Annotated in this window: 10 protein-coding genes; 4 read left to right on the top strand and 6 right to left on the bottom strand. The window is 44.3% G+C overall.

Annotation, left to right across the window (positions count from 1 at the left end; translation table 11 throughout):
• Positions 1–80 precede the first annotated feature (80 nt).
• Complete coding sequence (locus JMX83_RS03000; protein ID WP_227675698.1) at positions 81–1199, top strand: 4-phosphoerythronate dehydrogenase; 1119 nt, start codon at positions 81–83, stop codon at positions 1197–1199.
• An 86-nt stretch (positions 1200–1285) separates the two neighbouring features.
• Entirely contained in the window at positions 1286–2302 is a 1017-nt protein-coding gene (gene epmA / locus JMX83_RS02995; protein WP_201598967.1) for an EF-P lysine aminoacylase EpmA, read from the top strand.
• Positions 2303–2463: 161 nt separating this feature from the next.
• Here the strand turns inward: epmA and JMX83_RS02990 are convergent, their stop codons facing one another.
• The 6 genes from JMX83_RS02990 to JMX83_RS02965 form a co-directional block, all read right to left on the bottom strand.
• Complete coding sequence (locus JMX83_RS02990) at positions 2464–3105, bottom strand: SDR family oxidoreductase (protein ID WP_201598965.1); 642 nt, start codon at positions 3103–3105, stop codon at positions 2464–2466.
• Between the two features lie 234 nt (positions 3106–3339).
• A complete protein-coding gene (locus JMX83_RS02985; protein WP_093067583.1) occupies positions 3340–3789 on the bottom strand; it encodes a YaiI/YqxD family protein in 450 nt (149 codons plus the stop codon).
• Positions 3789–5105, bottom strand: a complete 1317-nt coding sequence (locus JMX83_RS02980; protein ID WP_201598964.1) for a 5-(carboxyamino)imidazole ribonucleotide synthase — start codon at positions 5103–5105, stop codon at positions 3789–3791. Before JMX83_RS02980 ends, JMX83_RS02985 begins: the two co-directional genes overlap by 1 nt.
• Before the next feature lie 197 nt (positions 5106–5302).
• Positions 5303–5854, bottom strand: a complete 552-nt coding sequence (gene purE, locus JMX83_RS02975; RefSeq protein WP_201598961.1) for a 5-(carboxyamino)imidazole ribonucleotide mutase — start codon at positions 5852–5854, stop codon at positions 5303–5305.
• Positions 5855–5953: 99 nt separating this feature from the next.
• Entirely contained in the window at positions 5954–6919 is a 966-nt protein-coding gene (locus tag JMX83_RS02970; RefSeq protein ID WP_201598958.1) for a metallophosphoesterase, read from the bottom strand.
• Between the two features lie 83 nt (positions 6920–7002).
• Positions 7003–7611 (bottom strand): rhomboid family intramembrane serine protease, encoded by a 609-nt coding sequence (locus tag JMX83_RS02965; RefSeq protein WP_201598955.1) that lies wholly within the window; start codon positions 7609–7611, stop codon positions 7003–7005.
• 395 nt (positions 7612–8006) lie between these two features.
• On the opposite strand from JMX83_RS02965, the gene JMX83_RS02960 reads away from it, so the two are divergent.
• Both JMX83_RS02960 and JMX83_RS02955 read left to right on the top strand, forming a co-directional pair.
• Positions 8007–9632 (top strand): hypothetical protein, encoded by a 1626-nt coding sequence (locus tag JMX83_RS02960; RefSeq protein ID WP_201598945.1) that lies wholly within the window; start codon positions 8007–8009, stop codon positions 9630–9632.
• 459 nt (positions 9633–10091) lie between these two features.
• Entirely contained in the window at positions 10092–11684 is a 1593-nt protein-coding gene (locus JMX83_RS02955) for an OmpA family protein (RefSeq protein WP_201598943.1), read from the top strand.
• The last annotated feature ends 7 nt before the right edge of the window (positions 11685–11691 follow it).

Here is an 11691-nt window from a genome sequence, read left to right as displayed (position 1 = left end):
ACCCTTATCGATAGAGAAAATTGCCAATGACAAACAATAATATCGCAGATGTTATGCACAATAAAATAGATGCGATGAGTATGGCTAAAGACATCACGATCGTTGCTGATAGCAATATCGCTAGCCTGAATGATTTTTTTAATGCTGCTACGCTTGGTGAATTGACCGAGCAGGCAGTCAATATTATTACTGTCGCTGGTCGTGATATTGATGCAAAGCTGCTGTCTGAAGTACAGCCAGATATTTTGTTAATACGCTCGGTCACGCAAGTCAATGAGGCGCTACTGGCTGAAAATCATAGCGTGCAATTTGTTGGCTCAGCGACTATCGGTACAGATCATGTCGACCAAGACTATTTAGCGATGCGCAACATTACTTTTGCCAATGCTGCTGGTTGTAGCAAGCACTCGGTGGCTCAGTATGTATTGACAGCTATCTTGACCCTACGTCCAAACTACTGGCAGCAGCCCGTGACAATAGGCATTATCGGCCTTGGTAATATTGGCAGTACGCTTGCTCAGTATGCCAATGACCTGGGCTGGCAGGTACTTGGATACGATCCATTATTACCAAGCTCTACTATTAATAATGCCAGCCTTGAACAGGTGCTCTCTCAAAGTAACGCGGTGAGTTTGCATGTGCCTTTGACAAGTGAGAAAGTTGCCAGTAATTCTAAAGGCAGTGACTATCCAACGCGTCATCTCATCAATGCAGATACATTGGCCATGATGCCTGCTGATACCATATTGATTAATAGCGCACGCGGCCCTGTGATTCATGAAAATGATCTCAAGAATGATATTGCTCATACTGGGCGACAAGTGGTTTTGGATGTGTTTGAGCATGAGCCAACGGTTGCTGATAGCCTCCTATCTAAGCTCACAATCGCCACACCGCATATCGCTGGCTACACATTAGAAGGCAAGCTACGTGGTACACAAATCATCTATGATGCCTTGTGTGAGAAGCTAGGCATAATACCTGCCCAGTCTATGTCCAACCTGCTACCGCTTAACCTGTTTTTGTGGTCTGAGCTAAAAGCACACCCAGACAGATTGCCAAAATTTTATGACATTATGCAAGATGATGCCTCGTTGCGAAGCAAAATATCTGGTGAAAGTTCTGACAAACAAGTGAATGGCGCTGACTTTGACGGTCTGAGACGTGATTACCACTTGCGCCGTGAGTGGCAATCCTAATCTAACAATTTAAAAATACTATTCTTAAAAACATAAATAATCTACGTCATTGAAGCATTATTATTTATGAATCACGGTAGACAGTCATGAGCCAATCAAGCAGTACATCTAATCATAAACCTAACTACGCACCAACCATGACACTGGCAATGGCACAGCAACGCGCCAAGTTTATCGGTGATATTCGGCAATTTTTTACCAGTCGCCAGGTACTTGAAGTGCAGACGCCGCTTTTATCACAAGCGGGTAACACCGACACCTTTTTGCAATCAGTGGCAGCGAATGTGACTTATCAAGATCGTCCTCGTACCTATTATTTGCATACTTCTCCTGAGTTTGCGATGAAGCGTTTATTGGCGAGCTGGCAAGTGCCTATTTATCAAATTTGTCCTGTGTTTCGGGATAATGAGATAGGCGTGCGTCATAATATCGAATTTACAATGTTAGAGTGGTACCAGCCCAATTACAGTCTCGACGATATGGCAGGTGAGCTTAATGAGTTGCTTACGGCGCTGTATGGTCACCCGATGGTGATGAGTCATTATCGCTATGTCGATGCTTTTATGGATTTTGTTGGTATACATCCACTGACAGCGAGCCTATCTGCGCTCCAAGCGGTAGCAGAAGATAGAGGGCTCATAGGATTTGATTTTAATGATGCTGATGATAGCGAAGAAAACCGTCGTCAGAGCTGGTTAGACTTACTATTTAGTCATGCAGTAGAGCCAAATTTGGGACATGATTTGCCGACACTGATCATAGAATATCCGCCTGCGACAGCCGCATTGGCAAAGACGGCGCTGGATAAGGAAGGCAATAAAATAGCGAAACGCTTCGAGCTGTATATCAACGGGATTGAGATTGCCAACGCTTATGATGAGCTGGCAGATGGTCCAGCATTACGAGCACGTTTTGAACAAGACAATCAATTACGTCAGCGTCATGGGTTGCCACAGATGCCGATAGATGAGCATTTAATTGCTGCATCTGATGACTTGATCCCTTGTAGTGGTATTGCGGTCGGTGTTGATCGATTGCTCATGGTGATAACGGGCGCAAAGAATTTGGAGGAAGTGATTGCTTTTCCCAGTGATCAAGCATAACGAGATAGATAGCTTTTGTTCATCGCAGCAAGAAAAAAGGTCGTTATCGATTTGCCAATTGGATATTGGCGAATCGATAACAACCTTTTTTATAATCTGATTCAGTGATTTGACGTACGTAGTCACATCCCAGTAGTCAAACTCACCTAAACAATGGTGGTTTATACTGTAGCAATGGCTTCATTGATGTCTATGTCACCGTTATGCAAATTGAATACTTTTCCAATAGTATTATCTGCGGTTAGGACAGCCGCCAGCGTCGTTGCGACATCTTCAATAGCATTTTCACCAGAGCTGGTATCATTGATAGTGATTTTGCCTGTACCGTCACGCTCCTTCAGTGCGCCCGGCTGTACGATGGTGTAGTCGAGCGAGCTGTTATTCACTAACCAATGATCAGCATAGTGCTTAGAGATATAGTAGTCTTTTAGATCTGCAATGTTAGGATTATTGTCCCATTTCTCAGTCTCTAGCGAGAATACAGAGCTGAGCATAATATAGCGTTTGATACCTTTGTCTTGCGCTGCTTGCATGGTCTTTACTGCACCATGTAAGTCAACTTCTAGTACATCTTTACCACCAGATCCTGCTACAAAGTAGACAGCATCAATATCTTGATCTAATTGTTTTTCAATAGACTCTTTGCTAGCAGTAATATCCAAATCTAGCTGGGTATAGTTGTCATTATCAAACAGCTTTTCTTCTTGGCGAGTCGTTCCAATTACTTGGTGTTCGTCAGCTAATAGTTGCTTAACCAAGTTACTACCGACACGACCACTTGCACCAACGACTAAAATTTTCATAATCATTCCTATTTTTATTTGAATTATGTTATGTGAGGCATTCAGTGAATGTATTTATCTCAAAAACTGAATGTATCTTAACAAAGATAGGCAACACGCTTCGTTATAAAGCGTGCTGATTGAATAGGTTTTGGTTATAGAGTGTATACGGTTTGCAAGGAGGCATACGTTACTTATAAGACATCATCTAATAGTTGGTAAGCAGGTCAGTGTCAGACGGAATGATAAGGCCTACTAACGAACCAAGCGATTGAGACCGTCGGCAAAGGCTTTTTTATCGCGGTCGCCGTAGGGTTTTTGACCGCTCATCTCTTGTAATTCTAGGACACCCGTGCCGCGCATGGTATCCATAAAATCGCGCATATTGAGCTTTTGCTTGATATTATTTTTGTCATAGACCACGCCGCGGGTTGTCAGTACTAGACCGCCTTTGTCCAAAATATCATTGGCTAAAGGTATGTCGCTCGTAATCGCCAAATCGCCTGCCTGTATCTGCTCGACGATATAATCATCAGCCTTGTCAAAGCCTGATGGTACAACCGTCATAACGAGCAGAGGAGATTTGCGTAGTTTGATTGGCTGGTTGGCGACGAATATCGCCATTGTCTTAGTACGTTCAGCCGTTTTGATAATCAAATCTTTGGCAATCAATGGTACGGAGTCAGCATCCACCCAAATTTGCATTATTTTTTGGCCTTCTCTGTCTTTGGCGACAATACTGCTTCAACACCGCTATCTTCTAAGTCATCGTTTTTAGCTTCGACATTTGCGGTATTAGATTGAGTATCGATATTTCCATACTCTTTGTCCAAACCTACTTTATTTGGCAATACGGCAACCAGCTTTGCCATGGCTGATTCTAAGTCAGTCACATCATTGGGCATCAAGGTAATATGAGCAATCTTGCGATCGTCACGCTCGGCTTTATGATAGCTATGATAGTGAGCGCCATCGATATTTAGCACGGCGCTGATATTTGGATATTGGCCGAGTACGTTGACCATAATCGCCGGATGGACGTTGTCTGTATCACCGAGTGGTAAGTTGACCACGGCACGGATATGATTTTCAAACTGGCTAGTAACCGCGCCTTCAATGCTCCAGTGGCCAGAGTTATGCACACGCGGGGCAATCTCATTAGCCAGTATCGTGGTATGACCGCGAGCATCTTTAGTGACAAACAGCTCAAGTGCCATAATACCCACATAGTCTAGATGGTTCATGATCTTTGTGATGGCGTCTGTTGCCTGCTGGAGCAGGTGGCTGGTACCGACCGCAGGAGCTTGAGTTTTTGCCAAAATACCGTGATGATGATGGTTTTCGACTAAATCATAACAGCGTACCTGACCATTTTGCGCTCTTGCTGCAATGATAGAGACTTCACGATTAAAGTTAATGAAACCTTCAGCAATCAGTGGCGCAGGCGTTGGCGTGAGTGAACTTTTACCACTGACGGCATCTTTTAGCTCAAGCCAAGCTGCTTTAATATCATTGTCTTGTTTGATCACGAACTGACCTTTACCATCGTAGCCACCGCGACTGGTCTTCAAAACAATGGGCAAGCCCAACGCTTCACAAGCTTGTTTTAACTCAGCTTCAGAATTAACTTCCATAAATGGCACGGTTGCAATATCGAGCGCATTGAACATCTGCTTTTCTTTTAGACGGTCTTGGGCGATATCAAGTGCAATCAGTGGTGGGAACATGCCTTGCTTGCTGCCAGACTTTGACAAGCTCGTTAATTGCTCGACCGTAGACGTTGGCGTGTTCTCGAACTCTAGGGTAAAGACATCAGCGGCTGCGATAAAGTCTGCTAATTGATCGCTATGAAATACGCGACCATATAGGCTGGCAGGGCATTCTGGATTGTCTTCTAAAAACACGCATTGATAACCGAGTGGCATCGCGGCTTCGGCAAGCATCATACCAAGCTGACCACCGCCTAAAATACCGATGGTACGAATGGTTTGGGTAACAGGATAAGCGTTTGCTGTAGTCATGAAAGGCTCTTTGAATAAAAGTGAATGAGGTCTGTGTTGTATTAAAATTTAAAACGCAATGGGCGAAAATAGGAAAAGGTGCACTATAGGCACCTTATATCTAGTATGACTTACTTAAAAATAAAAAGTGATAGCTTTTGTTTTCAGGCGATCACTATAAAAGACCATGCTAAAAAAACCAGTCACTCCATATTTACTTAAGGATTGATAATACCGGGTGTTGGGCTAGCAAGAATAGTCTCGGTTTGAGTCTGACGCATCTGATCCAGCTTAGTAGCAATCGTTTCATCATGCAAGGCCAAGACTTGAATCGCAAGTAGGGCAGCGTTATAAGCGCCAGCGGTACCAATCGCCAATGTCCCAACAGCAACCCCTTTCGGCATTTGTACGATAGATAACAGACTGTCCCAACCACTTAGCATAGAGGATTTTACAGGGACGCCAAATACAGGTAGTGGCGTTTGGCTCGCACACATACCAGGTAGATGAGCAGCACCGCCTGCACCAGCGATAATCACTTGTAGACCATTGTCTTTTGCACTTTTGGCGTAATCAAATAGTCTGTCAGGTGTACGGTGGGCAGAAACCACTTCACACTCAAAGGCAACATCAAAGTCTGCTAGCAATTGTGCAGCAGCACTCATGGTCGCCCAATCAGATTGCGAACCCATGATAATGCCGACTTTTGGTTGACCAGCAGGGGAGGTAATTGGACCGTTCTGGTTAGCCGCAGTATTGGTGGTGCTCATGATTGGATATCCTCAAAAAGACCATCATACAAAAATTTTGCTACACTCGTAAAGCCAAGTTTGACTTTTAATAATGATATGGTGTTAATAGCGTTTATATCACTGGTTTATCTCCGCTTTTTTGTCGTGATAATACTGCACAAAGCGAGAAGCTGTCAGTGGTAACGGCTGTTCGGTATCAAGCTGATAGCAAGTCAAGTAACCGCTATCTACCGCTGCCGAATAATCAGTACAGGCGACTTGTGGACTGAGTGGCTCAGGTGTGCCGGTGAGCCAATAGTGACCGACAAATACAGGTTTATGTGTTTGTAGCGCAAAGTCGATATTTTCAGCTAATGCATCAGGCGGTATTTGAGCCAATGCGGAGGACGGTGCACGAGCGACCTCGCGAAGCGTGCGTGTATTTAACTCATCAAGCCACCAACGCACCCGCACTCGTCTGCGTTCAGTGCCTTCTTTATCCACCATGATGATGCCATCAGGCAACCCTGTCTCAACCCCTTTTAATACTCGTTCTAAAGCATCAAAGGCGATGCTATCTTCTTTAGCCGTCGCGATTAGACCTTCAGAGGTTAGGCAGTTATTATCCGTCAGCAGTGGCTTTAGCACCGCCATACTATCTACATCCCAGCAAGCATGCACAAAACACGCATAATCTGTCTCAATCCACAGGGGTACTTCATATAAGCGCTGTAACCAATATTCGTGCTGCTCTGAGCCAAAGGGTATCTCCGCCAAGAACGCTTCATGTTGGCGTTTATGTACGGCATTATGTGAGCGCAGATACTGGCTAGAATCCTCAGGATCAAGTGTGGCATAAGCCAAGGCATTGTATTCATGATTGCCCATCACCGCATCGGCCACGTCCGCATCTAACATCGCGAAGACAGTCTCTAATGTGGCCAGTTGCTGTGACCCACGGTCAATCAAATCGCCAATGAATAATGCCCTGTGACCTGTCGGTGGCACAAAATGCTGACCGTTATGCTCGTAGCCTAATTGGTTTAACAAACCAACGAGCTTGTCTGCATAACCATGAATATCACCGATAATATCTATAATCATAATGAAGTATTAAATCTCAAACGTAAAAGTAAGCAACTTGTTTAATTGTCATGATTCAAAGAATTTCTATTTGAGAAAACAGTTTAAAAACCAGGCGACAATAAAGCATTTATAAAATGGGGTAGTACTTTAGGTTCTAAAATAATCGTGGCAATGATGCCAAATGCGCCGCCCCACATATGTGCCATATGGTTGATATTTGAACCACCGCGTTTGTCCGCGTAGATACTATAAAATACATAAGCGACGGCAAACAGTATCGCAGGAATGGGAATAATGGCAAATAAGTAAATTCGCTCCCACGGTGCTAGTAAAATAAAGGCAAATAAGACCGCCGATACACCGCCTGATGCCCCAAGACTTAAGTAACTGGCATTGTCTTTATTTTTAAGGTAGCTTGGAATCATGGCAACAACAATAGCCAACACATAAAAAACCACAAAACCATAGCCGAATAAAAATGAACGATATAGCCCTTCAATAGCTCGGCCAAAGAAGTATAACGTAAACATGTTGAATAGCAGATGCATACTATCGGCATGAATAAAGCCATGCGTGACAAAACGATCCCATTGTCCGTTATTGACGGCGGGTGGATAAAAGATAAGACGGTTGAGCAATTTCTTGTTTTGCCATGCTAATAAGCTGACAATAACAGTAATGATGATAATAAGGGTCGTATGGTTTAACAAAGGAAAATCCTTAGGCCGCGCCTGATAGGTGACAATGCAATAAATGGCAATGCGATAAATGACAATGTTCAAAGCCTAAGCGTTAGGGCTGAGTAAAAACAAATATGACCATTAATTAATATATTGATACTAAGTTCAAGTTGCTCGTAATGTAATTAGTTAATACTAACAGCAGTTATGCTGATACAAATATCTATTATGTGACAAAACGATGCATTTTTATGCTTTTATAGTGAGTAGTGTAGCAGTGTATCATGTGAGATAAGTGAAACCGCTATATAGACGTCGATGCTGCTAAAAAACGCTAGACAGCTTCAGGACAAGTAGCCATATATACAACGAACAATAAGTGCTTAATTTTTGCGGATTTAAAAAGTCGAGAGAGGCAGTGATCCATGAGTATTATCGATCAATTAGAACAGACCGTTACCCCCGCGATATTGGGTGAGCATAATCGCAGTGATAGCGTGGCTTATATCAGCTTGCTTGAGCAGTTTTATGCCATTTTAGCCACGCGTCTAGCGGTGCCACAGGTCTACTCGCAACTACTTCGTAACGATCAGGTGATGGCTAATGACAGTATTGCCGAGCGGCCTTTATTTGAGCAGCTATGGCAAGACCAAGTACTACAAAAAACAATCATTCAAGAGCTGTCAGCCGCGCATCATATCGATGAGTCGATCACTGCTCAATTGCTAATTAATGCAGCATCCTTAGCCTATCGTGAGCTAAAGGTTTTGGCCAATGGACAGTTTTTGCCAGCATTTTTGCAAGGAGAGCAGTCGTCGCTGCGCCCATATTTACCTATATGGTCAGCGTCTGTTATCACTGCTACTCAAGGCGATGGACACGAGTCAACGTCAAAATTTGTCGCAGATAATGGTATCGCACCATCAAGTGATACCGTACCAAATAAACTTAATGAGCCTGATCTAAGCACCAGCGCAATCGCTGCAACGACAGCCGCTACAGCCGCTTATGTGGAAAACGCTAATATAAGCGCTACTGACGGATTAAATGACGATGAGCATTTTGGTGACAGTAATGACGCTATCCATGCCAGTCCAGCAGCTCATCACTTGGCAGAAAATAGCAACATCAAGCGGGAGCAAGTGCGCACTCGCAATCAGCGGAATGACCTACTGATACGGGTGTTTTTATTAATCGTAGCGCTTGCTGCAATGGCACTGGCTGCTTGGGCATTATTAATAAAACCCAAAAGTGACATACCAGTAGAACCTGTTGCTGTCGCGCCTGTGGTCACTCCAGCACCGCCACCAGCACCAACGATGACTCCCATCGAGTTCATCGTTGGCGTAGATGATAGTGGCAACCTCTATACTTGTAGCGCGACGATCGGTGATGCAGCGCTACAAGGCTCGTTACAACAGGCACTCAATACGAGCTTTGGTGAGCAGGCGAGTATATGTGAATTGACGGTACAAGATGGAGTAGCAACCACTATCGCAAATATGCCTGCGGAGATATTGCCCAATGTCCTGACCATGCTCAGATCGACACCATTCGCCCGTCTACACTTACAAAACGATCGTCTGACAGTAGAGGCGCCGGACGACATGCTACTACAACAATTGGTCACAAACGTACGCAGTTTAGCACCAACCATGGCAGTCGATAGCACTGCGCCATTGCGACTGCCTAACAACAGTAATGGTGATACGACATATGGTATGGCAGGCACTAATGGCGTAAACAATCAACTCGGCGATGGAACAGGCGCTAATAACCAATACAGCAATGACGGTATGAGCAATGGTACTGGAGAATATCAAGCCGCTGATGATGACACAGGTGATCGCGTGATACCCGCGCCACTACCTAACAATAATGATGGATTTAATAATAATCCCAACAACGTACCCGCCAATGTTCCAAGTAACATTCCTAGCAACGTACCTTCTAATAATAGGACGAGCAGACCGTCAGGCCCTATTTCTGAGTCAGAAGTAGATGACATGGCGAGCAGTGTCATCGTTGCCGAACCAGCACAAGTCAGGTAGTGAGTCGTACAAAGTACATTCAAATCGACTTAGTTTAAATGTACTTTTAGAACTCGTTCAAAAGTTAAGCAAGGGAGCGGTATGAATTTGTCATACCGCTTTTTTGATTTTAATAGGTCTTAGCTTACGTATTTAAGATCTGAGCATCAAAAATGGTGCTGCTTCACCAAAGAAGCAGATTTGCGGAGTTGAGTATCAAATTTTATTAGCTGGTACTCAAATGCCTGTTGAGTTATGGGTGTATAGTTACGCGTACCAACTGAAACATTACTTAACGTATCATTTGCACAACAACGTATCGACTGTGAAAACACCTTTAACAATTCTATAATATCCAAAACCAATCATAGTGGCCTGATAGATCTGACTTGATAGAGTAAACAGCCGCCACGTTATTAGATGATTTTATGCTTTAGATAATCGAACAATATAAATAAAAATTAAGGGGAAAGTTGTATTATGGATATTATCAGTCATTTGACACGCACAGTCAGCCCAGCCGTATTAGCAGACGATCATAGTCCTGCTAAGCAGAATCTACTCGAGCAATTTTATGCAATTTTTGCTGCTCGCCTCGCGAATAATGATACCTATAGCCGTTTTGCTAATGAGAATATCGCTCGTGATGATAATGCTTTTTATGATCGTGTATGGACAGAAGGGGCTCACCGTGACCAAATCTCTCGTGAGCTCGCTAATGCACATGGTGTCGATGAGACAGCTTCTCGTGGTCTGATTGCTATGGCAGCGCCGCTGGCTTTTCATGAAATCAAAAGTTTGGCTGGTACCACCCCTGTACCGCAATTTCTCAATGATAATCTCAACAGTTATCAGCATCATATCCCTGCATGGGCGGCGGCGGTCTTACCTGCAAGTGCCATTGCGGCCACTCCTGCTGCGGCACCTGTATCCGATACGGTCAGTACCGCACCACTACAGAAAGAAGAAGAGCCGCAAGGTAGCTTTATGAAAGCGTTGCTACCGATTATTGGTTTGATTATTTTGGGTGCATTGGCTTGGGCCTTATTAAGAGGTTGTCAAGAGAACCCTGAGCCTGTTGCTACGCCGATGGCTACCGCGCAGCAAGACGAGCAAGGTAATGAGCAAGCAGTAGTGGCAACTGACATCGAACCTGCCTCACTCCGTATCGCCACTGGCGAAAATGGCGAGCTATACGCTTGCCGCATGAGCGTAGGCAACGAGACGCTACAGACCAATGTGATGAATGCACTAACTGGCGCATTCGGCGATGAAGCCAATAAGTGCCGCGCTGATGTTGATGATAATTTTGCTATAGATATGCCAGCCGCTGCACAGCTTGCCACTATATTACCGATTGTCAAAAACGTCCCGAATGCTAGCATGGTGATTAAAGGCGATACCATCACGGTTAACGCACCTGATGATGCGGCATTGGCCCAATTAGTGACTGATCTACAAGCTGCTGCACCTGCGATGATGGTAGAAGCTGAAGGTCCATTAGATCTGCAAGGTGAGATTGATGAAAGTGTGGCTGCTGCAGATGCTGCCATGACCAATCTCGGTGACGATCCAGACCCACGTGATGTCGCGCGCGCCCTAAGCCTTCAAGTTATCAATTTCCAAGTGGATGAAGCTGTCATCCCTGATGTCAATAAAGCCATTCTTGATCGTGCTGCAAAAATAATGAACGAAGTGCCTGACATGAACCTGATGATTATCGGTCATACAGATAGCCAAGCATCGGACGCTTACAACATGGAGTTGTCTCGTGAGCGTGCTGAGTCAGTAAAAGAGTATTTGGTGGCTCAAGGTGTCGATGCGAGCAAACTTAGTACAAAAGGTATGGGTGAGACAGATCCTATCGCTGATAACTCAACTGAGCAGGGGCGTTTCCGTAACCGCCGGATTGAGTTTATGGTCAATGACAAAATGGTCGATCCAAATGATGGCATGATCATCAACAGCGACTCGCTTGATCCAGATTTGAATCCGCTAGATAGCAATAATGATGATTTGTTGCCTGATGGCGATGATGCGACTCAAGGTACTGCAGTAGATCCAACGAATTAATCAAAAA

The organism is Psychrobacter piscatorii (assembly GCF_904846415.1).
In the GTDB taxonomy this organism is placed as follows: Bacteria; Pseudomonadota; Gammaproteobacteria; order Pseudomonadales; family Moraxellaceae; genus Psychrobacter; species Psychrobacter piscatorii.
The sequence above is the reverse complement of the archived record's forward strand: the minus strand, read 5'-3'. Positions and strand labels throughout refer to the sequence as shown.

Excerpts from the sequence above, each read along its gene's own strand:
- JMX83_RS02985 (WP_093067583.1), bottom strand. The coding sequence starts at position 3,789 with ATGCAAATTTGGGTGGATGCTGACTCCGTACCATTGATTGCCAAAGAT.
- JMX83_RS02980 (WP_201598964.1), bottom strand. The coding sequence starts at position 5,105 with ATGACTACAGCAAACGCTTATCCTGTTACCCAAACCATTCGTACCATC.
- purE (WP_201598961.1), bottom strand. The coding sequence starts at position 5,854 with ATGAGCACCACCAATACTGCGGCTAACCAGAACGGTCCAATTACCTCC.
- JMX83_RS02970 (WP_201598958.1), bottom strand. The coding sequence starts at position 6,919 with ATGATTATAGATATTATCGGTGATATTCATGGTTATGCAGACAAGCTC.
- JMX83_RS02990 (WP_201598965.1), bottom strand. The coding sequence starts at position 3,105 with ATGAAAATTTTAGTCGTTGGTGCAAGTGGTCGTGTCGGTAGTAACTTG.
- JMX83_RS02955 (WP_201598943.1), top strand. The coding sequence starts at position 10,092 with ATGGATATTATCAGTCATTTGACACGCACAGTCAGCCCAGCCGTATTA.
- JMX83_RS03000 (WP_227675698.1), top strand. The coding sequence starts at position 81 with ATGGCTAAAGACATCACGATCGTTGCTGATAGCAATATCGCTAGCCTG.
- epmA (WP_201598967.1), top strand. The coding sequence starts at position 1,286 with ATGAGCCAATCAAGCAGTACATCTAATCATAAACCTAACTACGCACCA.
- JMX83_RS02960 (WP_201598945.1), top strand. The coding sequence starts at position 8,007 with ATGAGTATTATCGATCAATTAGAACAGACCGTTACCCCCGCGATATTG.